Annotated in this window: 9 protein-coding genes; 3 read left to right on the top strand and 6 right to left on the bottom strand. The window is 67.8% G+C overall.

The annotated features are described in order from the left end of the window. Positions 1-186 precede the first annotated feature (186 nt). The 5 genes from HCN08_RS30945 to HCN08_RS30925 all read right to left on the bottom strand — a co-directional run bounded on the left by HCN08_RS30945 (position 187) and on the right by HCN08_RS30925 (position 11,673). Entirely contained in the window at positions 187-1,905 is a 1,719-nt protein-coding gene (locus HCN08_RS30945; protein WP_167986625.1) for a UvrD-helicase domain-containing protein, read from the bottom strand. Continuing rightward, positions 1,895-3,739: an ATP-dependent nuclease gene (locus HCN08_RS30940; protein WP_206319449.1), complete on the bottom strand. Its 1,845-nt coding sequence runs from the start codon at positions 3,737-3,739 to the stop codon at positions 1,895-1,897. Before HCN08_RS30940 ends, HCN08_RS30945 begins: the two co-directional genes overlap by 11 nt. 1,244 nt (positions 3,740-4,983) lie before the next feature. Beyond that, positions 4,984-5,388 carry a hypothetical protein gene (locus HCN08_RS30935; RefSeq protein ID WP_167986623.1) on the bottom strand — a complete coding sequence of 135 codons (405 nt, stop codon included), beginning with the start codon at positions 5,386-5,388 and terminating at the stop codon, positions 4,984-4,986. 163 nt (positions 5,389-5,551) lie between these two features. After that, positions 5,552-10,543, bottom strand: a complete 4,992-nt coding sequence (locus HCN08_RS30930) for an NACHT domain-containing protein (RefSeq protein WP_167986622.1) — start codon at positions 10,541-10,543, stop codon at positions 5,552-5,554. A 107-nt stretch (positions 10,544-10,650) separates the two neighbouring features. Continuing rightward, positions 10,651-11,673 carry a hypothetical protein gene (locus HCN08_RS30925; RefSeq protein WP_167986621.1) on the bottom strand — a complete coding sequence of 341 codons (1,023 nt, stop codon included), beginning with the start codon at positions 11,671-11,673 and terminating at the stop codon, positions 10,651-10,653. A 343-nt stretch (positions 11,674-12,016) separates the two neighbouring features. Here HCN08_RS30925 and HCN08_RS30920 point away from each other — a divergent pair, with 343 nt between their 5' ends. Continuing rightward, complete coding sequence (locus HCN08_RS30920; protein WP_167986620.1) at positions 12,017-12,712, top strand: DUF488 family protein, N3 subclade; 696 nt, start codon at positions 12,017-12,019, stop codon at positions 12,710-12,712. Between the two features lie 30 nt (positions 12,713-12,742). Here HCN08_RS30920 and HCN08_RS30915 read toward each other — a convergent pair whose 3' ends face one another. Further along, positions 12,743-13,540 carry a hypothetical protein gene (locus tag HCN08_RS30915; protein ID WP_240970595.1) on the bottom strand — a complete coding sequence of 266 codons (798 nt, stop codon included), beginning with the start codon at positions 13,538-13,540 and terminating at the stop codon, positions 12,743-12,745. Between the two features lie 993 nt (positions 13,541-14,533). On the opposite strand from HCN08_RS30915, the gene HCN08_RS30910 reads away from it, so the two are divergent. Next, positions 14,534-15,094: a transcriptional regulator gene (locus tag HCN08_RS30910; RefSeq protein WP_167986619.1), complete on the top strand. Its 561-nt coding sequence runs from the start codon at positions 14,534-14,536 to the stop codon at positions 15,092-15,094. Between the two features lie 54 nt (positions 15,095-15,148). Beyond that, a complete protein-coding gene (locus HCN08_RS30905) occupies positions 15,149-16,750 on the top strand; it encodes a Mu transposase C-terminal domain-containing protein (protein ID WP_167986618.1) in 1,602 nt (533 codons plus the stop codon). The last annotated feature ends 145 nt before the right edge of the window (positions 16,751-16,895 follow it).

Genomic DNA, 16,895 nt, shown 5'->3' with positions numbered 1-16,895 from the left:
ACTGAGCCAGCGTCAAGTTGGTCATCAAGGTGCCTTGACCTGTACGCATTGACTCTTGTCGATGGGCGTTTGGTGACGTGTAGCGGTGGCATCCCGTGACGTTGGTGAGGTGCAGTCCGGCGGCGTTTCCTATGGGTGGATCCGTCAGCGTACGCGCTGGTCTTCATGAAGGAGCGGTGGGTCTGCTCAGTGCGCGGCCGGGAGCGGTGGTGTGAGAGGGAGGCCGTCGCCTGGGCGGACGAGGACGACTGCGTGGCGGGCGCGGGTGATCGCGACCCGTGTGAGCCGTCGTGACTCGTCTGTTCTCTTGGCGTCCCATCCGGTGTCGAGGAGCTTGGCGGTGTAGGTGCCTTCGACGATGACGACGCCGTCGAATTCCTTGCCTTTCGACCGATGCATGCTCATCAGGCTTACCTGCGCGGTCTCCTGGCGGGAGGTTGTGAGGGACTCGCTGGCCAGGGCTCGTCTGATGGCACCGGCTGCGTCGGCATACGAGAGGGAATCCCAGGCCTCCATGAGCACCCAGGCGAACAGGTCGGTGGCTTTGAGCAGGCGCAGCAGCCGTGCCTGTTTGAAGAGTTCGTCGAGTTCCGTGGAGCCGCTGAGCAGCGTGCGGGCTGTCTGCCAGTCCGCCACGGGCTGCCCGGCCAATGAGATGCCGTTGTCGTAGGAGGCGATCAGGACCTTGGCGGTTTTGGCTTTGACCGTGGTGTTGTTGGTCAGGGCGCCGATGGCGTTTTCGATCGTCCGCACGGTGTTCTTTGCGCCGAGGGTCCCGTTGCTGTATTTGATTCGGTAGAAGTCGGCGACAGCGCGCAGCGTGCGGGTGAGGGCGTCGGTCCGCCCAAGGCCCGGCCATTCGAGGATGGACGCCACGACGTAGCCGGCCGCGGCCGACAGTTCCGGATCGAAGACAAGGTCGTGGTCGACGGCGGGGAGCTGGTGTGGGCCGATGGTGCTGTCGGCGGCGATCTTCTCCGAGATCCGCGCCAGGAGCGCGTTCTCCGCGGCGAGCACCGCGATCGTTGGTTGTCTGCCCAGGCGCTCGGCCAGGTACCGGCGCAGGGCGACTACTGCGTAGTGCACATATCTCTCGAAGGGAGCAGCGCCGTAGTGGGTGGGGTAGGGGACGGTCTTGATGGTTTCGGGGGGCGTGTGGGGGGTGTTGCGCAGTACGGCGTTGGCGTAGTCGAGGAGGCCGCCCGAGGGGCTGCGGTGATTGTCGCCGGACAGGTCGAACTGCTGAGGGTGGAGGTATTCGATGGCGTGGTTGATGCGTTCCGCGTCGACGCCGGGGATGTGGTCGAAGATCCGCTGGTCCGGGTCGGCCAGGCAGATCACTGTGGACTTGGCGCTGAGTGCTTTCACCGCCCGCCACTGGTCGGTGTTGGTGTCCTGGAACTCGTCGACAATGACAAGGGGATAGGTGTCCGTGCACAGCTCCCGCACGGCCCGGCTCTCCTCCAGGAGGGTTGCGGCGGTGGGTGCGAGTTCGTCGAAGACGTAGCGGCCCTGGCCGGCCAGCCGGCGGCGCTCGGTGGGCCAGGCGCCGTCGAAGTCAGCGCGCAGATGCTTCTCCCGGTCGGGGGTGATGAACGACGCCGGCACTCCTGTCAGGAGCCGGCCGTGGCTGCGCACGAGTTCCATGAAGAAGGCGTGGAAGGTGCGGATCTCGATCAGGCTCCGCGCGTCGCGGTCCAGGACTCCGCTGGTGCGGTCACCGATCTGCCGGACTGCGGCCCTGGAGAAGCTCAGGAAGAGAACCCGCTGGCCGGGTGCGAGGGTGTTGAGGCGTTCCTTGGCCTTGAGCAGGGCGATCGTTGTCTTGCCGCAGCCGGGACCGCCCTCGATGAGCAGGTGTCCGTGTGCGGCGAGGATCTCCCGCCGCTTGTCGTCAAGATCCACTCGGGTCACTGCCGTGGTCGTCCGGCTCCTGCGTCGCTTCGTCCGACGGCGGGGCAGGAGGAGTGACGCGCAGGTCGCGATCGATGCGCAGAAGGAACTCGGCCAGAGAGGCGGGCAGTTCGGCCCGGTTCCGGCAGGCCGCGATCAGCAACGCGGCATAGTCGCCCTTGCGTTTCTTCAGTACCGCCACCGTCTGCTTCCGGACCGCCTCATCGGTGCATTCGCCGGTCAGGCGGCCGACCTCAGCGGGATAGTCGGGCCGGGCTGCCACGCTGTGGAGGAAGCGTTTTTGCACCGCGACGGGAACTTCTGCTACCAGCAGCGCCTCGATGCCGCTGTAGTCGATGACCTCGTACAGGGTGAAGTCGCCGGTCTTGGCCGCGAGGTCCGCCTGCAGCGGACTGGTCGGCGTGTCGTGCATGCCGTAGGCGCGTTTGCCCATGGCCTTGAACAGCGGAGCGAACAGCGGTACGGAGACATCGTTTCCGGCGTCGAAGACACTGACGCCGGCCAAGTCGATGTGGAGGTAGTCCTTCAGCGACGGATCCGGGTCCCGGTCGAGGACGTCGGAGATCACCGGGAAGAGCGCGGCTTCCGTGGCGCCCTCGACGACCAGCACGGCCCGGGCCAGCACAGCTTCGGCGAACTGCCGCTGATTTGCCGTGTACCGCTTGGGCCTGAAACCGTCGGGAAGCGTGATGCCTGCGCTGCTCATCGCCCCGGCCGTGCTCCGGTCCAGAACGACGATCTGCTCCGGCGTGAACCGCTCGATCACATACGGCGAGTGGGAGGTGACGATCACCTGCCCCATGGTGCGGACCACGTGGTCGACCAGGCGGCGCTGCGCGTGCGGAGGCAGCGCGATCTCCGGTTCCTCCATGGCGAAGATGACGGACTCCTCGCCCTTCAACTCGGCAATGTAGGTCAGCAGGGCGAAGACCAGCAGGTTCAGCGACCCGGTGCTGAGCCGGTTGAAGGGGACACCGTGGGATCCCGGGCGTGTCGCGATGAACAGGCGTAGTACCTCCCGCAGGTGCTCGCGAGTCAGCTCCGAGACGCGGGTGTCCACCGGATCGGCTTCCGTGGCAAGGGCCAGGAACTTCCCCACGCGGTTCTCGACCTCGCTTTGGATCTTCACGAAGCCCGAGCCTTCCGCGGCGACGGCCACCGCGGCGACATCGCTGAGTACCTTCTCCCACAGGGGCGCACCCTCTGCCTGGGCTTCGAGGCGCACGATCGTGTCGAGCAAGGAGCCGCGCTGGAAGGTCAGCGCCCGGCTCCCGGTGCGATTCGGCCGCAGGTAGAGAAAGCCGCACAGTCGCTTGTCGTCCCGCTTGAACGGCATCAGACCGGCCCCCAGCTCCGTCGACGCCGCGGTGAGGTCGTCGGGCACGGCCTGCGGGTGTGCGAAGAACGTGCCCCCGACGAAGTCGTCCTCCTCGGGGTCGAACCGCCCCAGGAACACCACCGGCAAAGCCCACTGCCCTGCTTCGCTCTGCTCGATCGCCCCGGGAGCGGTGTCCACGAAACTCTGGGAACCGTCGTTCCAGCGCCGCAGGTGAGGGCCGAATCGTCGCTGGGCCTCGGGAGAGAGGTCCGTCAGCACCGCCTGCAGGCGGATCTCCGGGAGGCCACCTTGCGTTTCCTGGTAGCGGGCGCCGTAGAAGTCGAACTCGTCGACCACCGGCCGACGCAGCATCCTGTCGGGACCCAGTACCAGATCGAGAGCCTCACACACGGTGGACTTGCCGACACTGTTGGCGCCCACTAGCAAGGACTGTTGATCCAGCGACACCGTGCCGGTACGGACTCCGCGAAAATTCTGCAACGTCAACTGCCGTACCTTCACGTGCCCTGTCCCCTCACGGCTGCCCGAGGCTCAACGGCAGCATCGGGTGTTGCGCTTGTCTCCCTGGCCGCCGGTGGCCTGCCAACGGATCCGGCCCCCCCGCGGCGGCTGCCGAGATCGTGATGGTACCGATTGTCTTACTACTGAGGGCCGCTCGTGACGTGATCGCGCGGCGAGGACCGGACCTTGCACCCCTGCAAGTTCGCGTTCATGGAAGTCGGAGGCCCGAGGCCGACCCATCGGTTCGCGGTGACACCTGTGGACTGCCAACTCCATCTCGGCGTGCCTGCCGGCAACCGCTGCCGTATCCGCCCAGCACCCCACAGCTGTACCGGCTGATCGTCACTTCCAGGCACCGTAGGCCACGCCGCCTGCTGTCGCCGGGATGCTGCGCTCGTGCGAAGCGACTGAGCGTAACGGGACAGGTGGACCGATCGTTGTAGCTCAGGAGATGACGCATGCGGCCGGTGAGGACTGACAATGGCGTGTACCGACCCCTGGGTGGAGAAGCGGCGCTACGAGTACGCAGGCGGACGCTACGCCGGGTGCGGGGCTTGCGGCGGAGATCTGTGCACTGCCTGCTACACGGAACATCTCACTCCGTCCAGCCTCCGTCCCGAACACAACGACGACAATCTCTGCGCGGGCTGCCGGCCAGCACGCTGAAGAGACGAAGGACGGCAAGCACGAGCCGACACCGGAACCGCGACTGTCTGGCGGACACCAGCTGGCCGCAGGCCGGCTATCGCTCCTGGCACGAGAGCCGGTTGTGCGAGGGCGGCCCGGAGCCTTGGTCGAGGTCCAGGCTCTCGCAGCGTCAGGTAGGCAGCAGCAGGTGGGAGGGTTCACGGGGCATCCTGAGGCGGGCCATTCTGCCCGTCGGCTGCCTTCGCGCGCCGGTACTCCGGGAGGAGCCGGGTTCTTTGAACGGGGTCTTCCACGGTTCTGGCCTCGGCCACGAAGTTCGCGTCGTAGCGCCGTTCGGCCCGTTCGCGCAGCAGCGCGCGGACGGGCCCTGCCACAGTTGTAAGCAGGACCGCGGCGCACGAAGTGCTCAGCCACCAGGACGTTCCTGCGCCCAGCGCGGGCAAAGCGACAGCACCCAGGGTGCCGGAACGGGGGAGACCGGTCACCGGCGACCCGCTGCTGCAGCGCGCCGCGCGGTGATTGTGCCGGACCACAACATGCCTTCCCTGCCGAAGATGAGATCCTCAGAACGCTCACAATGCTCATGATGTTCCGCGGATGGTCTGCAGCGCCTGTCCGCTGGAGTCGATCACCCAGAACGACCACCCGTTGCGGTTGGGATGCACTTCGGGCTTGAGCGCCTGCAGGACCGCCGTTGCTGCGCCGCTGGGCGACTTGTAGCGGCCGGCCCCGGGGCCAGGGCCCACGGTCAGGCTGCGGTTGGCCGGGTCGTAGCGGCCGCATACGCGCTTCCCCTCGTAGAAGGCGTGAACGGCGACCGTGCCGTCCGCGGAGGGGTCAGCCTGCGCCGTAGGGAGCGGGACGGGGTTGTGAAAGTGGTCGACGAGGCGCGTGACGGCCTGAGCGGGTGCCACGTCCCAGGCGCGGGCGAGCAAGGTGACCTTTGCATGCGTGTCGCCGTCCAAGACGATGCTGTGATCGGGCATGGGCTCCAGCTTAGCAGCTATTGAGGAGAATGAGGACCTCAATCCGATTTCGTGAGTAATTCTGAGAATGCAGATGTGCTCACGCACTCCATGCAGTAGGGCGGCTGCCGTGTCCGGACACGGCAGCCGCCCTGTTGAGGGCAGGGGCCGTACTGGCGTGGATTCAGCCGTCGGTGTTGTGACGGACGGTCGTGATGCGCGGAGTCGCTGTGAGGGGTTTGCCGGGTTCGAGTCCGGCGGTCTGGGAGTACTCGCGCCACTGGCGGAGGCGGTCGGTGGTACGGGGCTGGCGTTCGCCGAACAGTCCCAGGACCAGGCGCATGCCGAGCGCGGTCAGGCGTTGTTCGAGCCAGTCGCGGCGGACGAGGAGGGTGGTGACTTCGCCGGTAGCGCGGTAGCCGTGCGCTGCGCGCACGGTCAGGGCGCCGTCGGGGGAATACCAGTCGCCGTTGTCGGGGTCGCGCTGCAGGCCGCTGCCGGCCAGCAGCGGTGAGCAGGGCAGGACCAGGCCGGCCGGGGCATCGAGGGAGCAGTCGTGGCCGCTGCCGCTCCAGGAGTATTCCTCGACGGCGGGGTGCGCCTGCAGGACGGTGCCGTCTTCGGCGCAGGCGTGGTGTGCGCTGCGTACGGCAGCGTCGTCGGGGGGACGAGGGGAGGCGTCGGCCCAGCGGGCGGCCAGATCGCGTAGCTGCTGCGGGCGATCCTTCGGTGCCGTGCGCGGGCGGCCGGTGAGGTAGCCGAGCAGGTCTGCGAGGTCGGCATTCCGCTCTTCCGGGCCGGTCGTGCCGTCATCTGTGACTGCGGCGGCACTGGATTCGGCCGTCTCCGAGGCTGCTGCCGGCGGCTGTTCGGCGCTGGCGTAGTCGACGACGCGCAGCTCGTGGTTCTGGTCCTGGACGGGGTCGTGCGGCAGTGGCAGATCGGCGAGGTAGATGCCGTGTGGGCTGCCTGGTTCAGGCATCCAGTGGCCCATGAGACTGCGGTTGCTGAGGAACTGCAACACCTCGGAGTACTGCGCGTCGGTGACGAGCCAGCTGTGCTGAATGTGCCATTGCTCGGCCTGGCCGTTCCAGCCCTGGCCCGGCGCGTGATCGCTTGCGTACTCATGGAGGACGATCCACGGTCCGTCGTCGAGGGTGCGGACTGCGAGTTCGCTCAGGTCCGGAAGCTGATCGCCTCCGCTGATCCAGCCGGTGATCTGGTCACCCGAGGGCAGGACGGGGGCGGGCGGGTTCCAGCGACCGTCCAAAGCGGCCGGGGCGAAGGTGGAGTAGCGGTCGCCACCGGCGGGACCATCACCTTCGGCCGGGTCGGACAGCGGGTGAGCTGCAGGGGGCAGGGTCGGGTCGATGTCGGTCAGAGACAGCGGGCCGGCGCCCGGGTAGGTGGTGAACTCGGCGTGCGGCCCCTGCTTCATGTGACGGTGGTTGGCCAGGCGTTCGACGAGTTCGTGCAAGCCCAGCCATGTGTACTTCTTGCCCACACGTTCGGCCTTGTGACCCTGTCGGTCACCGCGGCCGTAACCGTTGCTGTTGTCGAAGGCCGCGAAGCTCTGCGGTGTCCACCCCCGCCTCACGGCACTATCCATGACCCACCGGCAGGCCCAGCCCTTGTCCACGCTGGTGGTAGCCAGTTGCTGCTCGGCGCTGGGACCGGGCACGCAGGACTTCAGCAACCGGTACTGATCGTCGTCGAGAACCTCTCGGGCTCTCCAATCCTGGTCCAGCAGGCGTCTCAGGCATTCCTCGGTGCCCAGCACGTCGCGCACGGTGTCGGGGAGGCTGTCGCGGAAGGCATCCACGGCCGGTTCGACCAGTGGCACCACGGCGGGGACGGCCGGCAACGGCACTGCGGCCGACAGGAGGCTGAAGTGCTCGACGGCAGGCCGCACTTCATAGCTGGCGAAGTCCGCCAGGCCGCTGATCAATGAGGACCGCAGACTGCCCCACAGCCGCTCGCTGTCCGTGCCGCGCGACGGATACCGGCTGTCGAGCACGGCCTCGTCGGGAGCGTCGCCGACCTCGGCGCACGGATGCGGGTGCTGGGTGAGCGCCAGATCGTCCTCGCCGATCAACCCGGCGGCATGGGCTGATCGGACGATCCGCGTCGCAGCGTCGCACAACAGCGCATTCCGCGACGCATGCGCAGCACCAGACACCGCACCGAAGACTGTGGCCAGGACAAGATCGGCCACTTCACGCAGAAGACCGGGATGAGTCTGTGCCGCCCGCATCCGGGCAAGGACACCGTGAGCGACCAGCACAAGCCGTTCGAACAGGTACGGATCGGCGATCTGCTCGGCGTCCTGGCCGAGGAAGCGCTGCAGCAGCCCGGTCAGGACCCCGGGGTAACCGAGAAGGAGCTGGACGAGGCCCTTGGTGGCACGGTCGCGCAGGAACCGGTTCGGCGAGGTCAACGTCCACACCAAGACAGTCGCCGCCAGCCGTACCACCTCCTCGTCAGGCGGCTGCAGCACGGGGCCGCGCGGCGCTGAGGGCGCCAGACCGGCCCGCCGCACCGCCATCCTTGCGGGCGGTGTCGGCCGGGGCAGTGCGCCGGCCGGGGTCGGCAGTTGTTCCGCCCAGCGCAGGAGCCGGTGCAGTGCTCCGGTGTCGTTCAGCATGAAGTAGGTATCCACAGCCCACTGCGCGTCACGTTCAGCGGGGGAGTGAGCCAGCAGACTGCGGTGCAGCCGGTCGGCGTTGAGCCGGTGCCCGGGCTGCGTGGCTACCGTCAGGACCGCTTCCAGCACGGCATCAGCCATGCTGAACTCGCTGGTGGCACGATCCACAAGCGCAACGGTTCGCTCGCTGACGCTGTTGGTGCTGCGCAGCCCCAGAGTCTGGACCAAACTGCGGTACAACATGCGCCGTCTGAACATCGGCACCTCGACGCCCGTGATTCCAGGAGCGCCAGGTGTGTCCGGACCGAGCACGTCGATCAGCTCGTGTCCGGTCGTCTCGGGCAGCAGGACGGTCGCGGCATCAATGAGATTGGCCGAGGCGCTCTCGAGCCAGGTCCGCAACGCCGAGTCAGAAGGAAGAGCGCCAGCGGCGGTGGCCGCCTCCACGTCGGCGCGGTGCTCCTCGAGAACGGCGTGGATGATCCGGTCGTCACTGAATGCCTGGTAGGCGAAGCCGACGCCCGTCTCCAAGCGGCCAGCAGCTGAAAAGTAGCGTTCGGTCGCCAGCAGGCCGTGTGCGATCAGCTGCCTGTACAGGGTGTTGGGCCAGGCGGTGTGCTGGGGCGTGAGAGCATCGACTGCCTCGCGGGCCTGCTCACGCGGCAGGACCTCCCGGCCCTCGCCGGCCATCAGCCGGCCCAACTCGTCAACGGCCCGGTGCACGATGCGCTCGTCAGGGTCGAGAGACAGTGCCTTGTTGATCTGGGTGGCCCGCCGGTCCAAGAAGGAGTTGAACACGGCGCTGCGGTGCGAAGGAGCCGCGGCCGTCCGCTGCCTGGGCTCCGGCATCGACAGCACGCTGTCGCAGTACAACTTCACGAACAGCGGGTTGGAAAACGCCGGCGTCAGCATCGGCGTGCGGGGGAGCGCCGACGGCGCCGTCTTGAGGTAGCTCTCCAGCGCCTCCACCTCGTGTCCGGCGAACCCCGGGTGAACAGTGACCAGACACCCCCGTCCGGACATGTCCTCGGGGAGCACGGCCTCACGCAGCGAGGACCGGCAGGAGACGACCACCGCCACGTGATCGAATGGCGCGGCCGCAGCAAGCAGGGCCGGCAGCGCGGTCCGCCACCCGTCAGGTTCCGCGGAGTCGTTGAGAGCGTCAATGATCAGCGTGAAGCGGGCCCCGCACACCGACCCGGCGGCATCCATCGCCTGCAGCAGCGCCGCATGGGACAGCGTTCCGAGCCCCAACTGCTGCGCGATCTGCGTCAGGGGGTCCTTCGCGGTCAGCAGCTCACCGAAGACGGTGACCGACGGCCGGCTTTCTCCGAGTGCCCGGCGGGTGGCATCCACCAGGAGATGGGTCTTGCCCTGGCCGGCCTCCCCGAGCAGCACCCACGCCTTGCCCTCGGCTGCCCTCGCCGCGTCGCTTCGGCACAGCGCCTCCAGCTCCCCAGCGGCCAGCACGGCGCCTCGGAACCGATCAACGATGTTCTCGGTCCACCGCATCAGCGGGGCTGCCGTCGCATCCGGCCTTGGCCTCCCTTCCCCGTGCATTGCTTCGTTGCGCCAGCGTTTGATGCGCCGGGCGGTGTCAGCGGCGCCGGACAGAACCTGCGCCACTCGGGCGGCCGCCTCCGCCATGTCGTTTGCCGCCAGTCCCTCGGTTCCCGCCTCCATGGCCGCGGCGCACAGTGTCTCGCAGCCACCGGCCGCCTGCTCAAGAGCAGATGCGATGGCCGTGCACAGCTCTTCCAAGGGCTCGTCACCTGCCTCGGCCGGCCTGCTGGCGGCGAGCCGGTCACGCGGGGGCGGACCCGGTAGCGCCTCGGCCAGGGTGTCGCAGCAGTCGTTCAACTGCTCCAAAAAGCGTGGGGTGACCGCACAACCGTCGAAGACGGATGAGATCGGCAGGGGCACATGGTGTTCGGGTGTGTAGCGATCGTGAGCGATGCTCTTGGCAGCCTCCAGCTGCTCGCCCAGCCACTGCATTCCCATGGCGTGCTGCTCGAAGAAGAACCAGCGGCGCCCTTCGTTGCTGGGCTCGAGCAGGCGGTCCAGCAGTTGCCCGCTGTCCATCAAGGTGATGTCAATGTCCGCAACGCCAGGCAGGTCCCGCTTCCACCTGGCGACGTTGTCCTCCCACCGCTTCCTGGCGCCCTCTACCAGCGTGCCGTCCTTCAGCCGGTGGGCTGGGTCGGGCAGGTCGATGGGGACCCAGAACCCCAGCTGCACCACGTTGCGGTCCTGGCGGTTGGCGCCGACCGCCTTCACGCTTTTGCGGGCCTGCGGCAGCAAGTCGTCGATGGTGCGGACGAACTTGACCTGATGTCCGTGGCAGCGGCCATCGGGAGCTTTGTCGTACCACTCCACGCCTCCGTCGGGGGCAGCGGTCTTGATCGTCCGCCAGCCTGGGGGAGCTGTGTCCCGCAGCTGGTAGCACAGCTCCTCAAAGGCGCGGTTCTGGCTGCCGGCCCACGACCGGATGCTGAACCAGTCGTGGGCGTGCGTGGCCCTGCCGTCGGACAACTGACAGCCCCTCGGTGGATACCTGGACAAGATGATGCAGCCTAAGCCACGGCGGGCATCGTATGCAGGTCAGCTTTCAACTCCAGCGAGGGCTGGGGCTGGCTCTTCTAGTCGAAGAGGCTGTCCTGTACACCCGGCGCATTGCGGGGCCGGGGGGCAGGACGCCGCGCCGACTCGGGCGGCGGGGGCGTGCCGGCCGAGCCGTCGGTCAGCGCGTACTGGCACGCCGACCGCAGCTCCGGCAGGGTCAGCCGGCATCCCGTCAGGTCAAGGAAGTCCTGGACACTCCAGTCGATCGAAGCGCCCTGCCGGGACAAGTACAGGCCCACCGTGTTGATGCCGTAGGCGTCGGCGTAGTCGAGTACGAGGTAGCCGGCGAGCTGGTAGATCTCACTGCGGCCCATCCGGTCGGGATGGACGGTTGCCTTGCAGTCGATCAGGTGTCCGTCCAGGATGAAGTCGGCGTCGGCGCCGCCCAAGTGGCGGCTGCCGTCAAAGACGGGCCCGCAGATCCGAGCTGACGCCGGCAGTCCCCGCAAGGCCGCGAACGGCCCCGGAGAAGCGGCCAGGGCCATCTGGGCCCGGATGTCGTCGACCACGTAGGCCGGAACCGCGGCGGCGAAGTCGTCCAGGTCGGCGTCAGGCTTGCAGAACCCCAGGCTGTTGCCGCGCACCCACCCTCCGTGCCGGAAGATCGCCTCGAAACTCGATGCGACATGACACAGCCGCACCAGACGCTCCTCGGCCTTCTCCTCCAGGGCCAGTGGCTGGCCCTGGCCGCTCTCGCAAGCGCGTAATTCCTCCAGCAGGTCCTCGCCTGCCGCGCACACCGTCTGGATGATGCCCGGGCTGGGCCAGCCGTCGTCGTCGAGGACCGCCCGCACGACGCCGGCGGCGATGGGCTGGCCGGTGGGCGCCCCCAGCGTGATCCGCAGCCGGTGGTCGATGGTGTGGCCGATCATCCGGTAGTCCGCCCGGGAGCCCGGCCCGGGCTTGGGCTTGATCGGCGGCGCGAAAGAGCCCAGGCGCTTGCGGTAGTCGGCCAGCACCGCCTGCGGGGAGGGGAGATGCTCCGCGAGGAACCGCGAGATGGCGGAGGCAGGTTCTTTCAGGCAGGAAGTGAGACTCATGCAGGCATGGTCATGGTCGCCTCTGACAACCCGTCACAGGCGAATGCATTCTGCTGACAGTGTGGGGGCCGGAACCGGCCACAGACTGGACCAGCACGGCATCGGACGCGTGCGCGTGACCTGCGCAGACGAGGAAGGAACGCGGTGACAACCCGGCCCTGCGCGCTGTTATGAGTCATTTGCCGCCACGGGGGAGGGCCAGCTACGGGCAGGCGCGCCCGGCCCCGTCTCGACCCGTGACCGTGGCGGCGCCATCGTCTCCGGCCCGGTGACCGGAACAGGAGCGGCTCGTTGACCACCCCCGAGAGGATTCCCGATTGTAATCGGAGCTAGGGTGTCGATCATGGCTGGACGACCGTCGACTGATCACCTGCAGCACCGGCAGGGGGCTCGGCTTGCCGCGCAGTTGCGGTCCCTGCGCGAGCACAAGGGCTTGAGCCGCATGCAGTTGGCCGAGGCCGCAGGCATCTCGCCGCGCACCCTGGAACGGATCGAGACGGCCGCGACGACCGCCCCAGGCCTGTTCACTGTGGCCGCCCTGGCTGGCCCGCTCGGCGTGTCCCTGGACGACCTGGTGGCCGGTGCCAGCACCGCAGGCACGCCCGGGATCGTCTCGGCAGGTTACGAAGGCCGCAGTATCGAGGACTTCGTGCAGGCCCTGGCAGGCAGCGGTGTGCGTACGGTCGCTGATGTCCGGCTGAACGCGATCAGTCGCAAGAAAGGCTTCAGCAAGAGCAGACTCACCGCGGCACTGGCCGAGGCCGGGATCGGCTACCGGCACCTGCCGGCCCTGGGCAACCCGAAGGACAACCGGCCGCCGTTCTGGGAGGGCCGCCCCGCAGAAGGGCGGGAGGTCTTCCGCCGCCTGCTGGCTCACGACCCTGCTCCGGACGCGTTGGAGGAACTGTTCACTCTCGCCGCACGTCAGAGTGTGGCCGTCTTGTGCTTCGAGCAGGACGAGGAACGCTGCCACCGCAAAGTCATCTGCGACATCGCCCGCACCGACCACGGCCTGGATGTCGGCGCCCTGCCGATGTGACGTCGCCTGGCAGGCCGCCGAGGCCGAGGTCTAGAACAACTGCATGCGGTCCATCACTCCGCGGGGAGGCCAGAACGCCCCCAGCAGCATGAACTGCCGCGGGCGCTTGTGCAGGTTCCCCACGAAGAAGTGCACGTCCCGTTGCGGACCGGCGATCTGCGTGAACCACTTCTCCCGGATCTTGTCCTCCAGCACCTGAGGCGGATACCGGTGCCGCCATTTCAAGTAGGCAGCCCCGGCCTCCCAGTCCAAGAGACCTATCTCATGGCCGCCGCACTCCTCCTCGGCACACCGGAAGCAGTACACGAACCGATAGGGCAGCGCCTCCAGTTTGCGCCGCTCGGGGTCGAAGATGTTCATCTGCGAGGCCATCATCTCCTGCCAGTCGGAGCGCTCCTCGGCCTTGATGAGCTTGAACGCGGTGACTCTCCCAGGCCGGAACACCCCCAGCGACGTTCCCCCGGCCCGCTGCTCGCGCTTGATCTGGCACAGCGAGCCCGCGACGAGCGGACGCACCCACATGGCGCGCTGCTCCCAGTCGCCATCAGTGGGTACGTGTCCCACGACCCGCAGGGTCGCAAGGACCGGCCTGCGGCTTTCAGGCCGGTCGTCCCGCGTGTGGCCGGTCACGTCGACCTCGACCACGTCGTACTTGTCGAACTGCTGGGCTTCCTCCAACTCCCGGAACGGTACCGGGAACAACCGCACATGCTTCGGGCTCGGGGTGTCCACCCTGATCCCGGCCACACACACCGTCTCGTTGTACTGCCGGGACACCGTCGGATACGCCTTGACCGTGATCATCACCCGGATCCGCTGAACCTCCATCAGGCCCCCTCGCCCGTGAACACCATTCCTAGAAGGATCAACCCCGGACGAGACCGGGAAAAGAGGGCGTTCCCCTTCTGTCTATGGGATTTCGCCATCCCCCGCCGCGATCGACCGCGCGCCGTCGCGTCGTCCCACCTGCCTCGGCCCCGTCGGGACTGGACCGCAGCGACAAGATCCCGCCAACTGCCCGAACAGACAGAACCATTTCCGCCGCGAATCCCAGTGCCGTTGTCGTACCCCCCTGATAAGGGATCCTCCGACTCAGTCAGTCCTGCGGCCAGGGGAATCCGCCATGTCCACTTCATCGCGCGACGGGTTTTTCCGCGCAGGTCTCACGGCGTCGGGCGGCTGGTAGGCCAGCGGGCCGGGGCCTGGTGCTCTACGCCGACGCCAGTGGTTCTTCCCCCTCGCACCGCAGCCCGTAAGTGTCCTGGCCAGGGAGGCAGTGCGGGAAGCCGTTGCTTGGAGGCCCTGATCGACGTCCGGTTGTCAATGCCCCTCTCTGGCGGGCTCCTTCCGGTCCTCCGGCCGCCCTCGCCCGACCGCGCCACCGGGAATGGGGGACTACCGGCGCCGGCAACTCACACCTGAACAGATATTTGAAGCACAAACGAGTTCGCGGCATGATTCTGGCATCGATATACGCCACGGCTACGCGCGTTGCGTGCGGCGATACGACAATGACCTGAATCAGCGGACATCATCTCCGGCCAGGCATACGTTCGACGGCGCCTGGTGCAGCACCCTGCGCCACCTTGCGGATGCCGCCGGTACAGCGCTGACCCACAACCTGCATCTCAGGCCCCGCGAAAAGCAGACGAGCTGACGCTCGCCAGCCGCTGCACCCACGGACCAGTGCCTTGGCGGGAGCCAGTACGTGCCCGTGTGCTGCCCGCGCCACCGACCCAACGGCTGCCGGGGGCTTCCGGCCGCTACCCCCTGCACGGCAGGGATGAACCAGTCTCAGGACACGCACATGCAGGAGATCTGATGGGGTTCGGCCAGTTCGGCGCCGAAGGGATCGAAGGCGGACGGGCACTTGCACGGAGTTTGGATGAACGGACCTTCGACTACGACGTCGGGTGGTGGCGGAGCGAGGAGGAACGCCTTCGGCGGGCGGTGAGGTATCTGACCCGCAAGACCGGTGGGTCGGCCGCACTGCACGCTCACGGCGTCCAGGAGGACGCCGGCGCTCTGGCTGCCTGGCTGGAAGAGCCCGCTGTGCCGGATGCAGACCAGCGACAGCGTCTGGAGAAGGCGTTCAGGGACCTGCGGCGGCGCAACATCACTCCGAGCGTGATCCGCCAGCTCAATACAAGAGGGGGCACCCGCATCGAGATCACGCCCGTTGCGCAGGAGGGCGTGCAGGATCGTCACCGGCGGCAGCTACGGCTCCGGGTGAAGAACCTCTACCGCTGGGACGACATCGTGCGTGCCTGGGCCCAGCAGGACACGCTGCAGATGGAGCACCTGTGGGCGGACATCATCGGCGACCTGGACTCGGATTACCGCAAGTACGAGTACGTGTCGTACATCGGCATCTGCGGCTGATCCCAGCCCGCCCTGGCGCGTTTTGTGCATGTCACGGACGAAAGGAGAACCTTTGTGGACCAGGCGCCTGTTCCCGCACCGGTCAGTCGGCGGGAGAAGAAGAACCTGCTGACTGCCGCGATCCGGTCGCTGCTCGCCCTGCAGCAGGTGACGAGCGCTGACGTGCGGCTGGTTGCCCGCAGCGTGGGCGTCGACGAGAGCACGGTATGGCGGCGGCTGAAGCGCGCCCGCGCCACCGGTACGGCAGACCTGCCACCGCGCGAGCACTTCGAGATCACCAAGGAACTACGCGTCAGGCTCGCTTACCACCGCGGCAACGTCAAAGGCGTCCACGACGAACTCGTCAAGGAAGCCGGCCACACAAAGGACGACAGCGACATGGAAGCCGGCGGCACGGAAAACGGCGTGCCGAGCCTGTCCACGCTGCGCCGGGCCTTCCACCGGGACCTGACTCCAGGGGACCTGGCGGGCCTGCGCTCGGGCATCCCGGCCTCCCGGGCCCATGACCCGCACCTGAGAAGGCCCCCGACGGCACGCAACGAGGAGTGGGAAGGCGACCATAAGCAGGCCCCTGTGCTGGTCTGGGCGGACGGACGGCTAGTCAAGCCCTGGGTTACCTGGTTCTGTGACTGCCACACCGGCATGACCATGGGTTGGGCCGTCACGCCGCACTTCCCGCACCGCGGGTCGATCCTGGCTGCGCTGCGCTCGTGCATCCTGACCGACGATGTCCACGGCCCGGCCGGCGGGCTGCCTCGGCGGATCCGCATCGACCGGGGCAAGGATTTCCTGTCCCGCGCCGTCGGCCAGGCTATGGGCGCCTTCGGCGTCCATGTGGATGTCCTGCCGCCCTACACCCCGCACCTCAAGGGCAGCATCGAGAACCTCAACCGGGCAGCGACCAGCATGTTCTTCTCCACGCTTCCCCGCTACACCAAATCGCAGAAACTCAACACCAAACGCCGCTCTGGAGACAAAGACCCGGCGTTGACGATCGACGCCTTCACCGGCCTGTTTGCCACCTGGGTGCGCACCCGAAACGCCGAGCACCGCATGCAGGGCTACGGCGACCTCACCCCACTGGAGAGCTGGAACAGCGACGACACGCCCCTTCGTGAACCCACCCTTCGTGACCTGGACACCTTTTTGCTGGAGGCAGAGCGTTCCACCCGCATCATCCACGGCCACGGAATCCGCTGGCAGAACCGAGACTACGTCGGCGCATGGATGACCGGCCGCACCGGCACCGAAGTCGTCGTGCGCTACCAGCCCCACCACCCGCGGACCATTGAGGCCTTCCACGCCCGGACCGGCCAGCACCTGGGCACCGCCCACCTCGCCGACGAAGCCAGCGAACAGGAGATCCGCGAGGTCTACCAGGCCCGTGATGAGCGGGTGAAGCGGCTGCGTCGTGACCTGGCCGACGCCCAGCGCCGCCGCCGGCGCCAATTCCAGCCCCTCACGCAGGCTGGCCCCGCCCGCCAGGCCGGAACCATGGCCCGCAAGCAGGCCGCCGCTGAACTCGGCGCAGCCCCCCGAGCCCGCATCAAGGAGGACGACGGCGTGCCCGCTGGCTACATGCCCCGCCGCCTGACTCCCGGAGCCCGCTGGGCCATCCCCGCCCCCTCCGACACGGCCGGCCAGGACAGCCAATGACACCCGCCACTCCGCCTGGCGCGGCGCGCACCATCAGCTTGGGCGGCCACATCCTCTTCCAGCGCCGCACCTACACCGCCACTTTCACCGTCCAAGCCGGCAGCAAAATCTGCGTCCGCACACGCCTCGCAACACCGGCCGCACT

This window comes from Actinacidiphila epipremni, from assembly GCF_012034175.1.
Taxonomy (GTDB): domain Bacteria; phylum Actinomycetota; class Actinomycetes; order Streptomycetales; family Streptomycetaceae; genus Actinacidiphila; species Actinacidiphila epipremni.
This window is presented reverse-complemented; position numbering and strand designations above follow the sequence as displayed.